General features: G+C 41.7%; 17 protein-coding genes. 7 read left to right on the top strand and 10 right to left on the bottom strand.

Annotation, left to right across the window (positions count from 1 at the left end; all coding sequences use genetic code 11):
* Positions 1-278 precede the first annotated feature (278 nt).
* The 4 genes from ileS (at position 279) to ABC361_RS02030 (ending at position 6,749) form a co-directional block, all read left to right on the top strand.
* On the top strand, positions 279-3,350 hold the full coding sequence (gene ileS, locus ABC361_RS02045) for an isoleucine--tRNA ligase (RefSeq protein ID WP_413072430.1): 3,072 nt from the start codon (positions 279-281) through the stop codon (positions 3,348-3,350).
* A 429-nt stretch (positions 3,351-3,779) separates the two neighbouring features.
* Entirely contained in the window at positions 3,780-4,628 is an 849-nt protein-coding gene (locus ABC361_RS02040) for an aldo/keto reductase (RefSeq protein ID WP_413072429.1), read from the top strand.
* A 298-nt stretch (positions 4,629-4,926) separates the two neighbouring features.
* Positions 4,927-6,006 (top strand): AI-2E family transporter, encoded by a 1,080-nt coding sequence (locus ABC361_RS02035; RefSeq protein ID WP_413072428.1) that lies wholly within the window; start codon positions 4,927-4,929, stop codon positions 6,004-6,006.
* A gap of 185 nt (positions 6,007-6,191) precedes the next feature.
* Entirely contained in the window at positions 6,192-6,749 is a 558-nt protein-coding gene (locus ABC361_RS02030) for a DUF2179 domain-containing protein (RefSeq protein WP_413072427.1), read from the top strand.
* 70 nt (positions 6,750-6,819) lie between these two features.
* Here ABC361_RS02030 and ABC361_RS02025 read toward each other — a convergent pair whose 3' ends face one another.
* The 6 genes from ABC361_RS02025 to ABC361_RS02000 all read right to left on the bottom strand — a co-directional run bounded on the left by ABC361_RS02025 (position 6,820) and on the right by ABC361_RS02000 (position 14,528).
* Positions 6,820-8,133 (bottom strand): amidohydrolase family protein, encoded by a 1,314-nt coding sequence (locus ABC361_RS02025; RefSeq protein WP_413072426.1) that lies wholly within the window; start codon positions 8,131-8,133, stop codon positions 6,820-6,822.
* Positions 8,130-9,389 (bottom strand): M20 family metallo-hydrolase, encoded by a 1,260-nt coding sequence (locus tag ABC361_RS02020; protein WP_413072425.1) that lies wholly within the window; start codon positions 9,387-9,389, stop codon positions 8,130-8,132. Before ABC361_RS02020 ends, ABC361_RS02025 begins: the two co-directional genes overlap by 4 nt.
* The gene (hutU, locus tag ABC361_RS02015; RefSeq protein ID WP_413072424.1) at positions 9,386-11,065 is read right to left on the bottom strand and encodes a urocanate hydratase; all 1,680 of its coding nucleotides are present in this window, start codon (positions 11,063-11,065) and stop codon (positions 9,386-9,388) included. The genes ABC361_RS02020 and hutU overlap by 4 nt, the downstream gene beginning before the upstream one ends.
* A 20-nt stretch (positions 11,066-11,085) precedes the next feature.
* Positions 11,086-12,366, bottom strand: coding sequence for an imidazolonepropionase (gene hutI / locus ABC361_RS02010; protein ID WP_413072423.1), 1,281 nt, complete (start codon positions 12,364-12,366; stop codon positions 11,086-11,088).
* A 198-nt stretch (positions 12,367-12,564) separates the two neighbouring features.
* Complete coding sequence (locus ABC361_RS02005; protein WP_413075701.1) at positions 12,565-13,614, bottom strand: Gfo/Idh/MocA family protein; 1,050 nt, start codon at positions 13,612-13,614, stop codon at positions 12,565-12,567.
* 2 nt (positions 13,615-13,616) lie between these two features.
* Positions 13,617-14,528 carry a sugar phosphate isomerase/epimerase family protein gene (locus tag ABC361_RS02000; RefSeq protein WP_413072422.1) on the bottom strand — a complete coding sequence of 304 codons (912 nt, stop codon included), beginning with the start codon at positions 14,526-14,528 and terminating at the stop codon, positions 13,617-13,619.
* Between the two features lie 213 nt (positions 14,529-14,741).
* Here ABC361_RS02000 and ABC361_RS01995 point away from each other — a divergent pair, with 213 nt between their 5' ends.
* Positions 14,742-15,668 (top strand): hypothetical protein, encoded by a 927-nt coding sequence (locus ABC361_RS01995; protein ID WP_413072421.1) that lies wholly within the window; start codon positions 14,742-14,744, stop codon positions 15,666-15,668.
* Between the two features lie 155 nt (positions 15,669-15,823).
* On the opposite strand, the gene ABC361_RS01990 is transcribed toward ABC361_RS01995, so the two are convergent.
* The 3 genes from ABC361_RS01990 to ABC361_RS01980 all read right to left on the bottom strand — a co-directional run bounded on the left by ABC361_RS01990 (position 15,824) and on the right by ABC361_RS01980 (position 18,591).
* Positions 15,824-16,861: an NAD(P)-dependent alcohol dehydrogenase gene (locus tag ABC361_RS01990; protein ID WP_413072420.1), complete on the bottom strand. Its 1,038-nt coding sequence runs from the start codon at positions 16,859-16,861 to the stop codon at positions 15,824-15,826.
* A 201-nt stretch (positions 16,862-17,062) separates the two neighbouring features.
* The gene (gene wrbA / locus ABC361_RS01985; protein WP_413072419.1) at positions 17,063-17,674 is read right to left on the bottom strand and encodes an NAD(P)H:quinone oxidoreductase type IV; all 612 of its coding nucleotides are present in this window, start codon (positions 17,672-17,674) and stop codon (positions 17,063-17,065) included.
* Positions 17,675-17,799: 125 nt separating this feature from the next.
* Positions 17,800-18,591 (bottom strand): SDR family oxidoreductase, encoded by a 792-nt coding sequence (locus tag ABC361_RS01980; RefSeq protein ID WP_413072418.1) that lies wholly within the window; start codon positions 18,589-18,591, stop codon positions 17,800-17,802.
* Between the two features lie 128 nt (positions 18,592-18,719).
* Between ABC361_RS01980 and ABC361_RS01975 the strand changes: the two genes are divergently transcribed.
* On the top strand, positions 18,720-19,184 hold the full coding sequence (locus tag ABC361_RS01975; RefSeq protein ID WP_413072417.1) for a DinB family protein: 465 nt from the start codon (positions 18,720-18,722) through the stop codon (positions 19,182-19,184).
* Positions 19,185-19,198: 14 nt separating this feature from the next.
* Positions 19,199-20,047, top strand: a complete 849-nt coding sequence (locus ABC361_RS01970) for a DNA glycosylase family protein (protein WP_413072416.1) — start codon at positions 19,199-19,201, stop codon at positions 20,045-20,047.
* Positions 20,048-20,127: 80 nt separating this feature from the next.
* Here the strand turns inward: ABC361_RS01970 and ABC361_RS01965 are convergent, their stop codons facing one another.
* Positions 20,128-21,195: a hypothetical protein gene (locus tag ABC361_RS01965; protein ID WP_413072415.1), complete on the bottom strand. Its 1,068-nt coding sequence runs from the start codon at positions 21,193-21,195 to the stop codon at positions 20,128-20,130.
* Positions 21,196-21,341: the final 146 nt, after the last annotated feature.

The following is a 21,341-nucleotide window of genomic DNA, read 5'->3' as shown; positions in this document are numbered from 1 at the left end:
TTCTTATCTACAGAGAGTTGACATGCACGCTGAAAGTCAACGTTAAGACCTTTCTGAAAATCTTCTCCGAGAAGCAAAGCTGAACCCCTTTTTTAAGCTTTGCCGGCTTCCTACCGATATGAAGGACGCGTATGTTGGTACGTAGTGATGATGACAAGCTTTTAAACCACTACTTCTGTATGGTTTTTTCTTATGTCTACTATTGAGTGAAGTACACCTCGATCCTGCGACCTGGATGGAGGTTTTTTTAATTTTATAATGAAAAGGTGATGGCGCAAATGAGCGAAACGGCGAATGTTCGTGAGCAACGCGTACGCAAGCGTTGGGAAGATGACAACACATTTAAACAGTCGATTGAAAAGCGTGAAGGAAAAGAGACGTATGTGTTCTACGAGGGGCCACCGACTGCAAACGGTATGCCTCACGCAGGTCATGCGTTAGGACGTACGATGAAAGATTTCGTTGCCCGCTATAAGACAATGTCTGGGTATCAAGTGTTACGTAAAGCTGGCTGGGATACACACGGGTTACCAGTAGAATTAGAAGTTCAGAAACAACTTGATTTAAAGGGAAAAGATGAAATTAACGCATATGGGGTCGAAGCGTTTATTGAGAAATGTAAAGAAAGTGTCTTTACGTATGAGCGTGAATGGCGGCAGTTTACAGAAGCACTCGGTTATTGGGTTGATATGGATGATCCGTACGTAACATTACAAAACCCATACATTGAGTCAGTCTGGAACATTCTTTCAACGATTCACCGTAACGACATGCTTTATAAAGGACATCGTGTTGTCCCTTACTGTCCAAACTGTGAAACATCTCTAAGCTCTCATGAAGTAGCACAAGGCTATAAAGATGTTACAGATTTATCAGCGACGGCGAAGTTCCGAATTGACGGTACTGAAAATGAATACCTCCTTGGCTGGACCACTACACCTTGGACGCTACCTGCTAACGTTGCCATTGCTGTAAATCCAGAAATGACTTATGTAAAAGTGGAACAAGATGGCGAAGTCTATGTTGTTGCTGAAGCATTAGCGAAGAAGCTTTTAGGTGAATCACCGAACGTTGTCGCTACACTTCAAGGTTCTGAGCTTGTTGGTACGACATACAGCCCACCATTTGATTTTCTAACATTAAATAGAGGCCATGAAGTGATTGGCGCCTCGTTTGTTACAGATTCAAGCGGTACAGGTCTCGTGCATATGGCTCCGGCCCATGGTGACGATGACTACAACGCCATCCGTGAAAGTGGCCTAGACTTTGTAAATGTTGTTGATTCAAAAGGTCGCTACACAGAAGAAATTGGTCCACTTGCTGGTCGTTTCGTAAAAGATTGTGACGTTGATATTGTCAAAATGCTCGCCCATAACGGACGCTTATTCTCCAAAGAAAAGTACGAGCATAGCTACCCACACTGCTGGCGTTGTGACAGCCCGCTTCTTTATTACGCAATGGAAGGTTGGTTCATTGAAACAACAAAAATGAAAGACCAGTTGATTGCGAATAACCAAGAAGTGGATTGGCATCCAAGCCATATGCGTGATGGACGTTTTGGAAAATTCCTTGAAAATGTTGTCGATTGGAATATCGGCCGTAATCGTTTCTGGGGTACACCACTTAATGTTTGGGAATGTGAGGCTTGCGATAAGCAAGAAGCCCCTGCTTCTATCGCAGAACTACGTGAGCGCGCAGACCAAGATTTAGCTGAAGATGTTGAACTTCATAAACCTTATGTTGACGGGATTACCTTTACGTGTGAATGTGGCGGGACGATGAACCGCACAAGCGAAGTCATTGATGTTTGGTTTGACAGTGGTTCCATGCCATTTGCCCAATACCATTATCCATTTGAGAATGACGAGCTTATGAACAAACAGTTCCCTGCTGATGTCGTCATTGAAGGCGTTGATCAGACTCGTGGTTGGTTCTACAGCTTACTTGCAGTATCCACACTATTTACAGGTAAAGCACCTTATAAACGTGTCCTTTCTCTTGGTCACATCTTAGATGAAAACGGACAGAAAATGTCTAAGAGTAAAGGGAATGCTTTAAATCCAGTAGAATTGATTGAAGAGTTTGGGGCAGATAGCTTACGTTGGGCGTTACTTGCTGATAGCGCGCCTTGGAATAACAAACGTTTCTCTAAGAAAACCGTTAGCCAAACAAAATCGAAAGTATTAGATACACTTGCAAATGTTCACTCTTTCTATAAAATGTACGCAGACATCGATGGCTTTGATCCAAACACAGTCGAAAACGGCACGCAAACAAAAATGGATGAGTGGATTATTTCTCGCCTCAATACAGTGGTTGCTGAAGTGACTCAAAGCTTAGATGCATACGATGTCACAAAGGGCGCACGTACAATTGCTTCATTCTTAGATGAAATTAGTAACTGGTACATCCGTCGTTCACGTGCACGATTCTGGGCTAGCGGCATGGATGCCGATAAACGTGCCGCTTTCCACACACTTTACGAAGTCATTACTAAAACAGCACAACTGATGGCACCGTTCGCTCCATTCTTGTCAGATGAAGTGTACAATGATCTAGCTGGAGACAGTGTTCATTTAACGGACTACCCAACAGCTGACGCGACTCAAGTAAACGTTTCTCTTGAAGAAGAAATGAATGCAGTCCGACAAGTGGTTGAGCTAACACGATCAATCCGTAACCAAACGAGCTTAAAAACGAAGCAACCTCTTGCACAATTAGCGGTTGTACCAGTCAAGCAATCAGCTGATCTTGAAGCGTATAAAGGCATTATTGCAGAAGAAACAAATGTCAAAGCGATTCTGCTTGATGCGAATCAAGACCAATACGTGTCGCAACAAGTAAAGCTGAATTTCCCTGTTGCTGGACCAAAACTCGGAAAATCTGTTGGCCTTGTTCAAAAAATGATTGCTCAGTTTGGCGACACCCAAACTCAACAATTCCTTGATGCTGGCAAAATGGTATTAAATTTGGACAACGATCAAGTTGTTGAAATTGAAAAAGAAGACGTTCTTGTTGAAAAAAATCCATTACCAGGCTTTGAATTTGCTGAAGGCGATGACTACCTGGTGGTACTTGATACAAATGTCACAACAGAGCTGAAAGAAGAAGGGTTTGTTCGTGAAGTCATTCGTGCGGTTCAAGTTTATCGAAAAGAGCTCGACCTTCCAGTTGAAAAGCGCGTGCATTTAACCATTCATGCTTCTGAGCAAGTTCAAAACATCTTGCAACGCTTTGAAAGTTTTATGAAGAATCATGTTCTCATTGATCAGCTTTCGTTTGCTAAAGCAGACGACATGAAATCGTTCGATGTAGAAGGCGAGACCGTTTCGTTAAGTATTGAAAAATAAAGTAAAAAGCCCTTTGAACCTAAAAAGTTCAAAGGGCTTTTTAAGTGGCAATTACATTTCATCATACGAAATTGACGTAAGATCCACTTAAAATGGTGAACGCTTTCACCACAGGCACAAGCGCGACATCCGTTTGGGCTGCGTTATCTCTTGCCCTCGCGGTGTCTTCTTTGCCATGGGCACGGCCTCAGCCATTCCGCAATAAGCGCTCCATTGTCTTCAGGCACGTGCTGTTCCCATAGGAGTCGTCGCCATTTAATAAGTCGAATACTTTAAATGATATTTCTATTACCATTTGTAAAATGACGATTACTAGTTAATATGAAATCCATTCAAATCGATAAAATTTCTGCCTAATCACAATCTTCTCATTAGACGTCCCTATATTCAAATGCTAGACTAAGATAAATAAGAGATAGGAGTGATAGAATGGTAGATTCAATTCCAACACGTATGCTACATGATGGGTTACTCGTTCCTTCCATTGGTTATGGCACAGCTCAACTCAATGGCCATGCTTGTGTTCATGGGATTCAAAGCGCCATTGACGTCGGCTACCATTTGATTGATTCAGCCTTTAATTATGAGAATGAAGGTGCTGTCGGGGAGGCCATTCGTCGTAGTTCCGTTCCACGCGAACATCTGCGCATTACCTCTAAGCTTCCTGGTCGACACCATGCTTACGGCAAAGCCATTGAGACCATTCAAGAGTCCTTGCTTCGAACAGGACTTGATTATTTTGACCTCTACTTGATTCATTGGCCGAACCCAAAACAAGGGTTATTTGTGGAAGCGTGGCAAGCACTGATTGACGCAAAACGCTGGGGCCTCATTCGCTCTATTGGGGTTAGTAACTTTTTACCTGAACACCTTGATCAAATTATTAACGAAACAGGCGTAACACCGAGTATAAACCAGAGCGAGCTTCACCCTTATTTTTCTCAAGAAGAACAGAGAGCGTACGATAAGAAATTAGGCATCGTGACGCAAAGCTGGAGTCCGCTCGGCCGCCTTCGTTCCAACAGTGTATATAGCGACCTTACAATTGATGACATCGCAGATTCCTATGGAAAAACTAAGGCGCAAATTATTTTACGCTGGCAAATCCAGTTAGGAGCCCTTCCACTTGTCCGTTCCTCAAATGTGTCGAGACAAATTGAAAACCTTTCAATCTTTGATTTTGAACTTGATCAAAAGGCTATGGACAAAATTAGCAGCCTCACTCGAGCCGATGGGCGAATTGACAATCAAAACCCAAATGAATATGAAGAATTTTAACTCGTCATATTGAATGGCTCTTTCCCACCTGTTTCACGACAGGTGGTTTTTGCATAAATCTAAGACAATGGCTCGTAAGATTGTCTGAATCATTCTACATAGATGTTCTTCTTTAAAGCGTTTTTAACTGGTTCATTCATTTATTATTGCTTATAACGTTACGTTATCGTGTATACTTCAGATCTAGATAAGCAACAATGTAGTAAAATAATGATATTAACAAATCTGTCAGATTCTACGCTTCTATTCACGCTATAATAGAAACATACGAACTTACATTATCAGGAGTGTACTTTTAATGCTTAATAAATTATGGTTTCAATTAGGTATTGGCATCCTCTTACTTATTCTTATTGTAAAGAATTTGGTAGAGGTTCAATGGCTATTTGAACCAATTCTTATTGTTGTCACAACAATATTAATACCCGTGCTAATAGCCGGTCTTTTATTTTATATCACAGAGCCGTTGCAAAAATTATTACTGAAGCGACTACCTCAATGGGCGACTGCTTTAAGTATCCTCGTTCTTGTTGGTGCCATGTTAGTAATAGGATCGTCATTTATTTTAGATCCACTCATTCAAGAGGCCAACAAACTGATTCAAAATGCTCCAGTCATTTTTCAACAACTGGAACAATTCGTTATGCATTACATTAATGACAATGGAAACGTGCCTTTTGACTTTGAAGAAACCATTGGTTCGTTACTTGATTCCCTTGAAGATATTATCATTGTAGGATCAGGTTACATTATCTCCTTTTTAAGTGGTGCTGTCACAACCATATTAACGTTAATCCTTGTCCCGTTTTTCTTTTTCTTCATGCTTAAAGATCACCATCGTTTCGCCCCAGCAATTGTTCAATATTTCAAAGGGGAAACAAAGAAATGGGTAACAAAACTCTTAAACGAAGTTGACTTTGCATTAAAAAGTTATGTGCAAGGACAAGTACTAGCCGCGCTCATTTTGGCAATTTTACTATTCATCGGCTATACAATCGTTGGCTTAGAATACGCATTATTGCTCGCGCTACTCGCGTTTCTCTTAAACATGATTCCGTTTCTAGGTCCTTGGCTTGCGTTCTTCCCTGCTTTTATCATTGCACTTATTCAAGACCCGGTCTTGGCAATCTGGGTTTCTGTCATTACGTTAGCGGTGCAGCAAGCAGAAAGCAATTTGATTACACCTAATATTATGGGGAAAAAACTGAGCGTACACCCACTTACCGTTATTACCCTTGTTCTTGCGGCAGGCAATATTGCAGGTTTCATTGGCATGATTATTGCGATTCCTACCTACGCCGTTGCAAAAGTCATCATTACGAACATTTATGAGATGCGAAACAACATTAAGAAAGAAATCTTTAAAGATGTCACATAAATAGTAAGCGAGGGTCAAAACACGACTCTCGCTTTTTCTTATTGATTCGACAAACATTGGCTTCATACTCCTTTTTTTATTCCCCCGGAAATAATCCATCAGATCATGTCGATTTCTCCTTAATTTTCCTCTTCATGCATAATTTTTCTTCACACTCACACACTATTTTCGCGAGGTGAAAAAATATGCTTTTACAACCTATGCTCATTTTAGGCGCACAACTGCTTTATGTTCCCCTAGTTGTATTACGAACACTAATGATGGTGAAAGGTGAAAAAGAAAGGTCTGCCTTGTTCGCAACTCTTGAAGGAGCCGTTCATGTCATTTCACTATCAATCGTGTTTAGCGACCTCTCCAATTATCTCAACATGGTTGCTTATTCAATTGGCTTTGGCCTTGGCATGTACCTCGGTTCCATCGTGGAGGAACGGCTGGCGATTGGCTATGTGTCGCTTCAAGTGAATACTTCTTTCCACCAGAAACCACTTATCGACCGACTTCGAGATGCAGATTTCAGTGTAGCACTGACAACAGTCGAAGGGATTGAATCAATCCGAGTCCGTCTTGATTGCACAGCCAGAAGAGATCGAGAGCACGAATTTTTAGCCATCGTCAATGAATGCGATCCTGATGCATTTGTCGTCTCCTTTGAAACTAGAAATTTTCAAGGTGGCTATATAAAAAAGAAAGCACCAAAAAGACGATTATTTCGACGAGAAACACAGCCTGTTGTAGAAGATTAAGACGATCAAATATTAACCAAAAAAGCGTAACGTTTGGATCATCCTCCAACGTTTACGCTTTTTCAATGACTCAATCCCATTTTTGAAACAATTGATCGATTTTCTTTCCAATCGTGGTTTCAGACACCGTTTTTAGTGTTCCGCTTGAAACCACTGTCTTGCCAGCTACGATGACATCAGAGATCGCTGTTGGTTGCATTGAATAAACGACATTTGCAAAAAGCTCTCGTTTTGGAGCAAGAGATAAATCGTTCAATTTTAAGGATACAAAATCTGCTTTTTTGCCGACTGCAAGCTCCCCGGCATTTACTCTTAATAATTCCGCTCCAGTTTTCGTACCCATGTCAAATACCTGTTTAGCAGTGACGCACGTACCATCTAACTTATTTACTTTTTGAAGGAGCGAACACATTCGCATTTCTTCAAACACACTTATTCGGTTATTGCTACAGGCACCGTCACTTCCAAGGCTAACACGTACACCTGATTGAACAAGGTCAGGAATATTGGTAACCCCATCAGATAAAAACATATTGCTAGATGGACAATATGCAAGACCGATCTTTCTCTTTCCTAGTAGTTCAATTTCTGTTTTATCTAGCCAGACAAGATGGATCGCAATCATACTGTCGTCTAACACACCTAAAGAGTCTAAATAATGAACAGGTCTTTTATTGTATTTCTCTAGTGTCTCTTCCACTTCAAACATCTCTTCTGACACATGGATATGAAAAGGGGTTTGAAGTTCTTTTGCCAGTTTATGCCCGGCTTGAATCATTTCTGGAGAAGCGGCATGAGGGCTATGAGGAGCTGGATGGATATCAACCATCGAATGACCTTGGTATTTAATGGCCAGTTCTCTTGTTCGATTCACTGCTTCAGAAACCGTTTCTTGGTAGCTCTTTGGTGAGCCATCCCAGTCGTACATCGTTCTTGCAAAAACCAGTCGAATCCCTACATCATTCGCCGCTTGAATGACCGCCTCGTCCGTTTCGATACCTTGATTATGAACGTAGAAAAAATCACTTACCGTGGTGGCACCATACTTCAACATTTCTCCAAAGGCAAAAAGAGCTCCAGTATAGACCGCTTCTGCATCAAGGTACGGAGTATATTTATAAAGAGCTTGATCACGCCATTCCAGAAAAGGACGATCAACTGCAATTCCTCTTAGAAGGCTCTGAAACGAATGGTTATGAGCATTAATTGTTCCAGGAAGAATGGCTTTATCTAGCCAGTCCACTTCCTGAACATCTTTATACGTTTCTTTTAGCGCACTCGTTAGACCCATGTCTATAATCTTGTCATCATCGATCAAGAGCGAATACTTTTGTTTAAATTCCTCATCCACATAAACGGAACCTGCATGGTATAGCTGTTTCACCTTTCTTCCCCTCCCTCATCAAGGCTTAGAAGTGTACGCAGAAAAACGTTTGCCACATGTTCAATATCATCCATTGAACTCTCTTCTTCAGGACAATGACTTTTCCCATCAATACTTGGTACAAAAATCATTCCAGATGGGGTTAACGAAGCCATATGAGCAGCATCATGACCAGCCATACTACCCAATCGCATTGAGGATCGTCCAGCCTGTTCCGCCTCTCGTTCTGTCACTTTGATTACATGATTGCTCATTGGTACAGGTGACTGATCCAGCATGATTTCTGTTGAAAATTGGATATTTGAGCGTTGTTCCAATTGACCTTTTTTCGCTTCGAATTCCTTCCGCACAGCTTGAATATCCTCTTCTGTTTCCCCACGGATTTCAACAGTCAGGGTGACTTCACCAGGAATGATATTTGTTGCGTTTGGATGAACATGCATTTGACCAACAGTCCCAACCAGCTCCTCCTTAGGAAATCGTGTACAAATTTCATTCAAAGAAATAACCAATTCCGCTGCCGCAACAAGGGCATCTGTACGATCGACCATGACGGTCGTTCCAGCATGATTCGATTCCCCTTTTACCGTAATGTGTTCACGGTAAATCCCTGTAATAGCAGTAACCACTCCTATTGGCACCTCTGCATGCAAAAGACGTTTTCCTTGCTCAATATGCACTTCGAGATATGCTACAAAATCATTCACATTTCGCAAACAGTTTTCAAATTGCTGCGCATCTCCACCAGCTCGTGCGAGAGCCTCAACAAGCCGTGTTCCGTTTGAATCTTGAACACCCTCTAAATCGTTCTTCGTCAATTTGCCAGAAATCGCTCGACTTCCGAAAGTAGATAAGCCAAATGGATTGGGCTCTTCCGCACTAAAAGAAACCAATTCAAAAGGATGATTCGTTTCGATTTCACTTTCATCGAGCGTTCGCAACACTTCTAATGCCATCAAAACACCAAGAGCACCATCATATTTTCCACCGTTTGGAACCGTGTCAATATGTGAACCAAACACAATGCTCTTCTGGTGTTTTCCAGACCTTTTTGCCCAAATATTTGCAGCTTCATCTGTATAAACATTTAGCGACAGTTGATCTAATTGTTGCTTCAACCAATTTCTTGCTTGTAATTCTGCTTCCGTAAATGTTGTTCGATCTAAGCCCCCGTCCTTATTTATACCAAACTGACCAAGTTCGTGGATCGAAGCTTCTAGTCGTGCACGATTTATTTTTATCGTTGTTTGTTTCATATGTCGCTCCCTTGCTGCATTGGAATATGGACACCTTTCGCTTTGGCTACTTCACTTGCCCGCTCATAACCTGCATCAACGTGGCGCACAATCCCCATACCAGGATCAGAAACGAGCACACGTTCAATTCGTTCCTTCGCTGCTTGCGTTCCATCTGCGACAAGCACTTGACCAGCATGGAGCGAATACCCCATCCCTACGCCACCTCCATGATGGACGCTAACCCAACTTGCTCCACCAGCCGTGTTAATTAACGCATTTAAAATGGGCCAGTCTGCCACAGCATCACTTCCGTCTTTCATTCCTTCTGTTTCTCGATTTGGTGACGCCACTGATCCACAATCAAGATGATCACGACCAAAAACAATTGGTGCTTCCAGTTCACCACTTGCAACCATCTCGTTGACTCGTAAGGCAAAACGATCGCGATCCCCATAACCGAACCAACAAATTCGAGCAGGTAACCCTTGCCACTTCACCATTTTTTGCGCCATTTCAATCCAGTTGACGAGCCCTTCATCATCGCGAAACATGTCCATTGCGAGTTGATCCATTTTATAAATATCTTCTGGATTTCCAGATAGTGCAGCCCACCTAAACGGCCCTTTCCCTTCACAAAACAACGGTCGAATATAGGCTGGAACAAATCCTGGAAAATCAAACGCATGGTCAACGCCAGCTTGTTTTGCATAGGCACGAATATTATTTCCGTAATCAAATGTTTCGGCTCCTGCTTTTTGCAAATCGAGCATTGCCTGAACATGGACTCCCATCGCTTGAATCGAGCGTTTCTCATATCCTTTTGGATCATTTATCCGCAAATGACTCGCCTCTTGTACCGATAATCCATTTGGAATATAGCCATTGATCGGATCATGGGCACTGGTTTGGTCGGTAACAAAGTCAGGCGTAACCCCTTTGCGCACCAACTCAGGAAGAACATCTGCACAGTTTCCAACGAGCCCGATAGAAGCTGGTTCTCGCTTAGCCGTATACGTTTCTACCAATTTCAGTGCTTCATTCAAATCTTCAACGAGAAAATCACAGTAACCTTCTTTAATCTTGCGCTCAATTCGAGCTTTATCTACTTCCACAACGAGAATGACGGCTTTGGCCATTTTCCCTGCTAGCGGTTGAGCACCACTCATCCCACCCATTCCACCTGTTACAATAAAGCGCCCGGATAAATCCGAACTACCAAATGCTTTTTTACCAGCTTCAATAAAGCTCAAATACGTTCCTTGTAAAATGCCTTGTGCGCCAATATAAATCCAGCTACCAGCAGTCATCTGGCCATACATCATTAATCCTTTATCTTCTAATTCATAAAAGTGATCCCATGTCGCCCACGCTGGAACAAGGTTCGAATTAGCGATTAAGATTCTCGGTGCAGCTTCATGGGTACGAAACATCCCTACTGGCTTTCCGGATTGAATCAGCAACGTTTCATCATTTTCTAATTCTTTTAGCGATGCGATAATCTGGTCAAAACTGTCCCAATCACGAGCAGCTTTACCTATTCCTCCATAGACAACCAAATTTTCTGGTTCTTCTGCTACCTCTGCATCTAAATTATTTAACAACATCCGCATCGCAGCTTCTTGCGCCCACCCTTTGCATTGCATTTCCTTCCCACGAGGGGCTTGAATCGCTTGTCGAGCTGTTTGTTTTTCCATAGGAACTGCCTCCTAATCGTTTAAATGACGACTCCGTTATTGACGACGAGTTTTCCTTCTTTGAACACTTTATCGACCATATTAACGCCTACATGATACTGCAAATACGTATAGTTTGGTGCATTCCAAAAAACAAGGTCTGCCTGTTTTCCAACTTCGAGACTACCTACACGCTGCTCTTCACCAATCGCACTAGCCGCATTTATTGTTGAAGCGGTAATTACTTCTTTGGGCGTCATTCCCATTGTTAAACACGCCAAGTTCATCACAAATGGCATCGATTCTGTTGGGCTTGAACCAGGGTTTCGATCTGTCGACAAGGCCACTGCCATACCTGCTTCAATCATTTTCCTTGCGTTTGCTGGCGACTCCATTAAGAAGAATGCTGTTGCCGGGAGCAAGACCCCTACGACATCTGCAGCAGTCATTTTTTCAATCCCTTCATTCGATGCCTTCAATAAGTGATCTGCTGAGATCGCGCCTACTTCAGCCGCTAGTTCTGCCCCACCGTAAGAAACAATTTCGTCTGCATGAATTTTTGGAATCAGTCCATACTCTTTTCCGGCTTCTAAGATACGTTTGGACTGCGCTGGCGTGAACACGCCTTTTTCACAAAAAACATCGTTAAACCTAGCCAACTTTTCTGAAGCAATCGCTGGAATCATTTCATTGACGAGGATATCAACAAACCGGTCACTGTCCTCTTTAAACTCTTTTGGAACAGCATGGGCACCCATAAACGTTGATACAATGGTAATCGGATGGGTTTGGTTCAAATAAGCCGCCACTTGTAATTGCTTCCGTTCATGTTCAAGCGTTAACCCATACCCACTCTTCGCTTCAATGGTCGTAACCCCATGACGCAAAAACGTATCTAGCCTTTCTTTACTTTGCGCAATCAACTCTTCCTCTGTCGCTGCCGCCGTTGCTGAGGTCGTTCGGTGAATTCCGCCACCGGCATTCATAATATCCATATATGCCGCACCTTTTAGACGCATTTCAAATTCATCTTCTCGACTCCCTCCAAATACGAGGTGAGTATGAGGGTCTACAAGTCCAGGTGTAACAAGATGCTGACTTGCATCAATGGAGGTTACTAGCTTCGTTTGCCCGTGATCACATACCGCTTTCCAGACATCCCGATCGGAGCCTATTTTTTTGATGACACCGTTTTCAATCCATATGCCTCCATCTTCAATTACTTGAAGATTCTCTTCCATCTCTCGACCTTTTAACGCACGTGACGATTCAGTTGTCACAAGCTGCTTCACATGGCGAATGACAATTCGGTTCGAATTCAATGGTTTTCCCCCTTAGAACAATAAAGCCTTTTTGTTCACCTACTATACAGTAACGTTTCGCTATGAAATGGCTAAATCCTTCCATCTCTCATGTTGTTCGTGGATGATTGTTCAATGGCATTTAATTAAACGTTTGTTTAACCATCCTCAAAAAAGAACCTAGTTCACTTGAATCATGCAGAACTAGGTTCTTCCTCTCTATAATTGAACAGGCTTTCTTTGTGCAGATGCTTGGTAAATGCCTTCGAGAATTCTCATAATCTCTAATCCGTCTTCTACAGGTGCTAGAGAGGGACCGCCCGTTAGACATGCTTCCACGAATGAATCAATCTGTTTTTGAAAAGCATTATCAAAATCAAAGGTGCGATGATCGATTTGTGGTTCAACATTTAAGATCGTGTTGTTTTCTTCCATTACAAGCATTAATTCAGGTTCAAGCTCCGCTCCACCTTTTGTGCCAAACACTTGCATGGCAAGTTGATCCTTTTTCGTATGGAGGGAATAGGAAACATCGACCATTAATGAACTACCGTTCTCAAACGTAATAACGGCGTTCGCTAAATCTTCCACCGTGTTTAAAGATGCATCGTAATCAGCCGTTTTGTAGAATGATAGATTCTGAACGTTACTCCGATTTCCTAATTGATCGTAGACATGTCCTGTAATCGACTTTACTTTTGGCCTGCCCATTAAATACCAACAGCTATCAATAATGTGTACACCTAAATCGATTAACGGTCCGCCTCCTGATCGATCTTTATCAGCAAACCAGCCTCCTGGATTTCCAAGCCTTCTTAACAAAGATGCTTTTGCATAATAAATATCTCCGAGCTTCCCCTGATCAATAAATGATTTTAATACTTGTGCGTTTGTTCCAAACCTTCGAACGAATCCAACTTGTAACATCTTCCCTGATTCCTTCACAGCAGCTTGAACTTTTTCCGCTTCTGCCACAGTCATCGAAATCGGCTTTTCAACTAACACATGTTTTCCAGAACGTAACGCTCGAATGGCTAGATCCGCGTGTGTCTGGTTCCAAGTACAGATGCTAACTGCATCCACTTCTGGGTTTTGAAACACTTCTTCAGGCTCAGTAAATACGTGCTTCACATCGTAATGAGCTGCTTTTTCCTGTGCCCTTGTTTGATTTTTATCACATAATCCGACTAACGAAACGCTTGGATTTTTCTGATAGGACTTAATATGCATTTCTGAAATTGAGCCTAATCCAATCACAACGACATTCATCATTACGCTCTCGCTCCTTCTACTGATTTCCAGCCATCTACCGTTACTTCATCCCAAAGTCGCTTTAAGTTATTCATGCTAATGCGCGAGCCGAGAAAACAATCTTCCATTCCTTCGAATTCAATAACTAAGTAACCATCATAATCTGCTACTTTAAGTTGTCGGACTATCTCTCGAATTGGTAATTCGCCATGACCTAGAATTGCGCCACGCAAATAATGGCCATTTGAGCTTCTAAACCACGCCCCTTCACCAGGGTTCTCATAATATGGTCGAATATAAAAATCTTTGAAATGAACAGTAGCCGCGTAAGGAAGATTTTTCTTCACTCCGACTAACGGGTCTTCATCCGCACACAAGAAATTGCCAATGTCCAAGGTTGTTTTAAAATTATCTCGATTCACCGCACGTAACATCCGTTGAACCCGGTCACTGGACTGCACGTTAAAGCCATGATTTTCAATTGTGGTCGTGATGCCTAAAGGTTTTGCATAATCTGCAATGAGTTGACTCCCTAAAACCATTTTTTCAAAATGATCATCAAAATAGTGAATGGACATCTCCTCAGGCTTCATTGAAAACGCCGTTACATCATGGCGCAAGATTTGAATTCCCATATGGTGTACGACGTCAACATGCGCTTTAATTCGCTCCACTTCTTCATCAAAAGCCGCCTGCGTCGGTTGGATGAAATTTGCTGGCATACAATACGCAGAAAGTTCAATACTTGCCTTATCCGCTCGTTCTTTAATTTGATTCGCTAAATCATAGTTGTCTACAACGGTATAGCCATAAGGGACGAGCTCCATATGAGTCCCACCTTGCTCTTTCACCCAATCAATTGCTTCAAGAATTGTTAATCGCCCATCATTCAGCGCCTGAACTAAACTGTATGAACTTAAACCTATTTTCATCCTTTCACACTCCTTCTACACTTCGCTATACATAACGTTTCGCTAGAACGCTTCCATATCCTTTATTAAATTACGCAAGAACATCAAAGAACATGACCCTTTCAGCTGCCTTTCAATATGTCAAATTCTTGTTTTTGGATCAGGTTTGCACGTTGGAATGAAACTTTTTCTTATTTAATACGTTTTCTATAGAAGGAAAGGTGGGATTAACACGTGAAAGATTACGAAAAAGCCTTTACTGATGTGAAGGACCGCATGCGACTATACAAGAAATGGCGAGGACATGAGACTCGGATTATGCTTTATTTAGAAGAAAGAAAACAAGAAGCGGAGAGTTTAAAAGAAGTTTTAACGGAAAAACAAGAGAATGTGGATCGCTTAAAAGGCTTAACATTTTCTAATTTAATTCACACAGTTACAGGAAGAAAAGCTGAAAAGATAGACGAACGATTAGAGCATGTGCTTAAAGCTCAGTTGAAATACGAAGAGGCTGAAGCAACCATTAACGATTTACGCGAGGAACTTCAAGAGATCCATGTATATCTAGATACGTTAGGTACACCAGAGGATGAGTACCAAGACTTAATTCAACAGAAGAAACAACATCTTTTAACAGAGAATCATAAAGCTTTGCACGCTCTAATTGAGGCTGCCTCAACAGCCGAGGTACAAATGAATGAAGTGCTAGAAGCAAAAGACATCGGACTTCAAGCAAAAGAAGCTTTAGAGCAAACCCTTCAATCTCTGGATAAGGCGAGTGATTGGTCTACTGCCGACATGTTTGGAGGCGGATTTCTCACAACTGCGTTCAAACATAGCTATGTAGATGATGCAAAATCTGATATTCATTACGTTCAACGTTTGTTAAGAAAGTTGGAAGAAGAGCTGAAAGACGTCAATCAATTTACCTCTTTTCATATTCGAATCGATGGATTTCTTACATTTGCCGATTATTTCTTTGATGGGTTAATCGTTGATTGGATGGTTCATGGAGAAATAAGAGATTCGTACGACAAAGCCTCGTCCCTCTTAAAAGAAGTGAAGGCGGTCTTAACGCGACTAAATCAAATGGAGCAGGAGTTACTAGCTGATCTTCAAGACATAAGAAGAAAGAAAGAATCTTATATTGTAGAAGCATGAGAACTGTTTTCTTCATACAACAGAAGACGACCCTAAGCACATGTGAGTCACTCGGCATGTCCAAGTGACTCATCTATATGCTTTCTAGCGAAGTCGCCGCCATTCTTATGAATGTTTGACTTGATTTATCATATACAGTCTTTCTTCAGCTCTTTTTAAATCGTGCTTGTATCAATAACAAAGCGGTAGCGAACATCTGATTCAAGTACACGTTCGTACGCTTCATCAATACGATCAGCTGAAATGACTTCAATTTCTGGGAGGATGTTATGCTCTGCACAGAAATCCAACATTTCTTGTGTTTCTTGAATGCCACCAATCATTGAACCAGCAAAGGATCTTCTTTTACTAATGAGTGAAAATGCATTCACCTCTAACGGCTCGCTAGGTGCACCGACATTTACTAATGTGCCGTTTAAAGCTAATAGATTTAAGTAAGCACTCATATCAAGCTTTGCACTTACCGTATTAATAATTAAATCAAAGGAACCGGCAAGCTTTGTTAATGTTTCTGGATCACTCGTGGCATAATAATCTTTTGCGCCAAACGCCAGACCATCTTGTTCTTTCTTTAATGTTTGTGATAAGACGGTTACTTCCGCTCCCATGGCATGTGCGATTTTCACTGCAAGGTGACCTAGTCCACCAAGACCAATGACAGCCACTTTTTTCCCGGCATCGGCTTGCCATTTTTTTAACGGAGAATATGTGGTAATGCCTGCACAAAGAAGTGGTGCCGCAGCATCAAAAGGAATAGAATCTGGGATGCGCAAAACAAACCCTTCTGTTACAACAATGTGCGTCGAGTAGCCACCTTGCGTATGCTCCCCATACTTATCAATTCCACCATAGGTTTGAATATTTCCTTCCTCACAGTATTGCTCTTCTCCTTCACGACAGCTTACACACTTCCCACAAGAATCGACCATACAGCCGACACCGACGCGATCGCCTACTTTAAAAGAAGTGACGTCACTTCCCACTTCGGCCACAATCCCAGCAATCTCGTGCCCAGGAACTAAAGGATAATGAACGTCGCCCCACTCACCTCTCGCTGTATGGATATCAGAGTGACAAATCCCCGCATATTTAATTTCGATTAGTACATCATGTTGAGCAAGGTTTCTGCGTGAAATCTCTGTCTTTTCAAATGCTTCTGTTGGACCAGTCACTGCTCTTGCTTTTACATTCATTTGTAAAATGCCTCCTTCAGCAGATTGCTTTTTATAACGCTTGTATGAACCATTCCCTCATCTTCAGATCCTATAACGTCATTCTTCCGATGATGGTGGCAGCGTTTATCCGATCATAGCTCTTGGAGTTCACTATAGGTCAAGCGTTTTGTTCATAAAAAAAGAAGCTCTAATTCTCATTAGAACTTCCTATACTTCGGCTTACTTTAACCCTTCTACAATTGCCTTCGCAACGGACGTTGTGCGTCTCGCTTGGTGTTCTACAGCTTCTTTCACATCTTCGACCATTTTTCCATCTCCATCGACCGTTACACTTGTTCCATAAGGGTTTCCACCTGCTGCGAATGTAACAGGGTCTGTGTAAGCTGGTGAAGCAACAATGGCACCCCAATGATACATTGTGGTGTAAAGGGATAAGATCGTTTGCTCTTGGCCACCATGCGCATTCGCTGCAGAAGCCATGCCACTTACAACTTTATTAGCAAGCTTGCCTTGGCCCCAAAGCCCGCCTAATGTATCAAAAAATTGCTTCGCTTGTCCAGGAACTACGCCAAAACGAGATGGCACGCTGAAAATATAGGCATCTGCCCACAGCATATCGTCAGCCGTAACCTCTGGTATATGTTTCGTCGCTTGAATATGTTCACGCCATGCTGGATTTGAATCAATCGCTTGATCTGGAGCTAGTTCTGGAAATTTTACTAGTTTCACTTCCGCACCATTTCCCTCAGCTGCTTCTTTCGCCCACTGTGCAAGTTGATAGTTTGTTCCTGTTGAACTATAGTAGATTACCGCTACTTTTGTATTAGCCATTTTTATAATCTCTCCTTCTCTAGTATATCGACTTATGACTCTATACCCGATTTTCATTGATTTAAAAGATTAATTTGACCTCAGCTTTATTTTATTGCAAGACGTGAGTAGCTTTATTCATGTTTTCATAGAGCTTTTACGAGTCCGCCATCCACTATCAACGACTGTCCAGTCACATAGGTATTCGCTCCGGAGCAAAGAAAGACGATTTGATTCGCAAACTCTTCCGGGGTCCCATAGCGCCCTAGTGGAATCGACTGTTCTTCTTTCATTCTTACCTCTTCTCGTGACTGTTGAAGGCGCTCTGCCTTTATGTCATCTAGTTCAATTAGCCGGTCTGTAGCAATTCTCCCTGGGCCAATTGTATTAATTAAAATCTTGTCTTTCGCAAGTTCTTGAGATAAGCTCTTGGAAAGCCCTGCCACACCAGCTCGAAACGTATTAGATAGCAATAGTGAATCTAATGTTTGCTTAATAGAAGACGATGCAATGTTCGCAATATGACCACCACCTTGCGCACGCATATGCGGAACAACTTCTCGAATCGCTCGAACATAGCTTAATAGATTTAATTCATAAGCCCGTTGCCAGTCTTCATCCGTAAATTGCTCAATTCCACCGGCTGGAGGACCGCCAGAATTATTTACAAGTACATCCACTTTTCCTAACGTATCAACCGTATAGGCTACCAGTTGTTTGATGTCTTCTCCTTTTGTAATATCGCATGGTTTTGTATAAAGATTCGGATTTCCTGTACGCTTAGCAATGTCGTCTGCCACCGTTTTCAACTCATCTGAACGCCTGCTCGCTAACACAACCTGGGCACCTTCTTCCGCAAACTTTTCCGCAACAGCTCGTCCTAATCCTTTACTAGCTGCTAACACAATAACAACCTTTTCGTTTAAATGTAAGTTCATGTTGCTTCCCTCCTTTTTTCTAGTGTAGTTGAATCTCAGAAAGGAATCGAATCTTTCGCGCTATTCATTCTATTCTCGTGCTATAATGGCAAAAAACTAAAGACACGCACTATTTAGGAGGGGTTCATATGAGCACGAGAGAGTTCATTCTTCTTCAGCTCGGTGTCATTCATGATCAACAAGGCTGGTTCGTCCCATTAAACGATGCGGTTAAAGACGTCACACCCGACGAAGCGGCGTGGACAAGTTCAGATCAATCAAATAATATTTGGGGAATTGTGGAGCATTTAATTTTTTATAATGAGCGCTATTTAGATCGATTTAAAGGGGTATCTGTACACCGTGAGCCTGTTGACTCCATAGCGGATACGTTCAATATAAATAATCAACGTTTATGGCCTGAGGCCCAAGCGTATTTGAATGAATTAATGCTCAAGTGGCGTGATGCCGTCACCGAAGCAAAACAAGAAGATTTTACTGAGGCAATGACCGACCTTACCCATCTCACCCTTCATAATGCGTATCACGTTGGTCAAATTGTTAGTATTCGAAAACAACAAGGGAGTTGGCGTACAGACTTAGGCGTCACATAAGATTGGAGGTTTATATGCAAATTTCGATTCAAGAGCCATTTGATTTTAAAGATGCGGTTACTTCTCATGGTTGGTGGATGTTAGCGCCCAGTTACTGGGATGCAGAAAAAGAATCGTTTTACCGGCCGCTTGTGTTAGAAACAAACAAAATTGTTGTCGTGAAAATTTCAATGGTCGCGATGAATTTGTGCGTTGACGTCAACATCGATTTGACTGAATTGGAACAAGAAGAGGTAAGGAATCAAGTGAGCTGGATGTTTCGATTAAACGAAGTGTTCCAACCGTTCTATACACTTTGTGAAACCTATCAAGAATTAGCGTTTCTACAAGAACATAAACGAGGACGGTTACTCCGCTCTCCTTCGTTATTTGAGGATATGATAAAGGTTCTCTTTACAACAAATACGCGCTGGCAGCAAACGATCCAGATGAGCGAACTGTTGACGATTCAACTAGGCGATCGAACAAGTGGGTTTGGTCGAACGTTCTATACGTTTCCATCTCCTGAAAGGATTAAAGATGCAGGCGAGTCATTTTTGCAGAAGTATGTTCGAGTTGGTTACCGCAGTCGCTACATTCTCGATGCTGCAGAAAAAATACTCAACCAGCCAGAACGTTATCTCAACACGTCTTCGGCTGATGTGTTTAAAGAGATCAAAGGTGTTGGCCCCTATGCACGAAATTCATTAGCCATGATTATTGGTCAGTATGACGGCGTTCCAGTAGATTCCGAATACAAAAAGCACGTCATTCAAACGTATTTTCAAGGCGTAGCGCCTTCAAAAAAAGAATTAGAAACCGTATACGACAAATGGGGCGAGTACAAATATTTAGCTTATTGGTTTGATTACAATCAAAAATGATTAATGGCCATGGCTGAAAAAGAATGTTCATGAGCACAACGACATCACTCACGAACATTCCTTTCGCTTGTAAACCAGCGTTAAGATGAAACGTCGTTAATCGATGTAACGATTAGCCTGCCTTCTTCATCTAGTTTCGTTGTAAACATAATAGGTGTTCCATATTCATAAAGAGTCATATCATATAAGGATGGTGCTAGATCGTAAATAATTTCTTGATGAGGAATATAGACGCGAATCGCTTTCTGATTATCATCGGCATATGAAAGGTAGGTTCCTTCCAAAATCTCTTCTTCCGTTTTATCCTCAGGTTTATACGTAATAAAAAAGTCTGTTACAACGTTCATATTATCGACCTCTTGATAATAAACGCTAACCGCCATATTTGGTTTAAGCTGGTTTATCTTTTCCGTTTCATCAACAACAAACCATTTATCTCCATACTCTGTCTCAATCGCAAAACGTGTTTGTTCTACATAAACGACTTTTCCGTGGTTGTTCCACTTGACCAATGGCTTCGATTGTTCCTGATCAAGTTCGTTGTTCGAATCTTTAACTGCTGTCGCTTCTTGAATGTTTTCCGTTTGCTCAATACCCAATTGATTGTCTTCACCTAAATTCTCCTTGTTCTCTTTCTCATGTAGCTGATCCTGATCTCGTACGTTTAACGGGGGCACTTTTAAAATGGCTTCTTTAGACGGTTCAGACCGTTCTTCTTGTATGAGATCAGATTCACTATTTGTTGTGAATGACCCGATAGAAGTTGCCACTTCTTCCTCAACTTCATGATGATTTTTAGGAAATTGATCCTCAAGCGTACCAGGCTGCTTATCGCTTGTGAAGGTCCATTTGTCTGTTTTTTCGTTATTCGTGTTTTTAAATCCGTATACTTTAATTTCGTGGTCGAGTCGATCATACTTATACATAGAATATAAGTAATTTGGATGAGTTTCTTTTTCACATTGAGCGATGTCTTTTTGACTAAGTGGTATGCTTTGATTGGTTGGCATGAGCTCCCCTTGTGCCGATGCCTGCACACATCCAGCTAACCCTAATGCAAACGTCGTAATCACGCCTGTACGCGTTAACTTAATACGATGATCTCGTTTTTCTATTCTGATTTTTTCTACTCTAGATAGTCTCGTCATCTTATAAAAACTCCCCCTGTGTCCTATACACTATGAGAGAATACCCCTTAATGAAAACCGTTTCAATAGTCCGGACACCATAGTTATAAAGTCTACACTCATTCTGTCATACCGTTTTATGGATCTTTTGTTTAATAAAAGAAAGA

The organism is Shouchella phoenicis, assembly GCF_047238345.1.
Taxonomy (GTDB): domain Bacteria; phylum Bacillota; class Bacilli; order Bacillales; family Bacillaceae_D; genus Shouchella.
The sequence above is the reverse complement of the archived record's forward strand: the minus strand, read 5'-3'. Positions and strand labels throughout refer to the sequence as shown.

Excerpts from the sequence above, each read along its gene's own strand:
- wrbA (WP_413072419.1), bottom strand. The coding sequence starts at position 17,674 with ATGGCTAATACAAAAGTAGCGGTAATCTACTATAGTTCAACAGGAACA.
- ABC361_RS01970 (WP_413072416.1), top strand. The coding sequence starts at position 19,199 with ATGCAAATTTCGATTCAAGAGCCATTTGATTTTAAAGATGCGGTTACT.
- ABC361_RS02005 (WP_413075701.1), bottom strand. The coding sequence starts at position 13,614 with ATGAATGTCGTTGTGATTGGATTAGGCTCAATTTCAGAAATGCATATT.
- ABC361_RS01980 (WP_413072418.1), bottom strand. The coding sequence starts at position 18,591 with ATGAACTTACATTTAAACGAAAAGGTTGTTATTGTGTTAGCAGCTAGT.
- hutU (WP_413072424.1), bottom strand. The coding sequence starts at position 11,065 with ATGGAAAAACAAACAGCTCGACAAGCGATTCAAGCCCCTCGTGGGAAG.
- ABC361_RS02000 (WP_413072422.1), bottom strand. The coding sequence starts at position 14,528 with ATGAAAATAGGTTTAAGTTCATACAGTTTAGTTCAGGCGCTGAATGAT.
- ABC361_RS01975 (WP_413072417.1), top strand. The coding sequence starts at position 18,720 with ATGAGCACGAGAGAGTTCATTCTTCTTCAGCTCGGTGTCATTCATGAT.
- ABC361_RS02030 (WP_413072427.1), top strand. The coding sequence starts at position 6,192 with ATGCTTTTACAACCTATGCTCATTTTAGGCGCACAACTGCTTTATGTT.
- ABC361_RS02035 (WP_413072428.1), top strand. The coding sequence starts at position 4,927 with ATGCTTAATAAATTATGGTTTCAATTAGGTATTGGCATCCTCTTACTT.
- ABC361_RS01990 (WP_413072420.1), bottom strand. The coding sequence starts at position 16,861 with ATGAATGTAAAAGCAAGAGCAGTGACTGGTCCAACAGAAGCATTTGAA.
- ileS (WP_413072430.1), top strand. The coding sequence starts at position 279 with ATGAGCGAAACGGCGAATGTTCGTGAGCAACGCGTACGCAAGCGTTGG.
- ABC361_RS02040 (WP_413072429.1), top strand. The coding sequence starts at position 3,780 with ATGGTAGATTCAATTCCAACACGTATGCTACATGATGGGTTACTCGTT.
- ABC361_RS02020 (WP_413072425.1), bottom strand. The coding sequence starts at position 9,389 with ATGAAACAAACAACGATAAAAATAAATCGTGCACGACTAGAAGCTTCG.
- ABC361_RS01965 (WP_413072415.1), bottom strand. The coding sequence starts at position 21,195 with ATGACGAGACTATCTAGAGTAGAAAAAATCAGAATAGAAAAACGAGAT.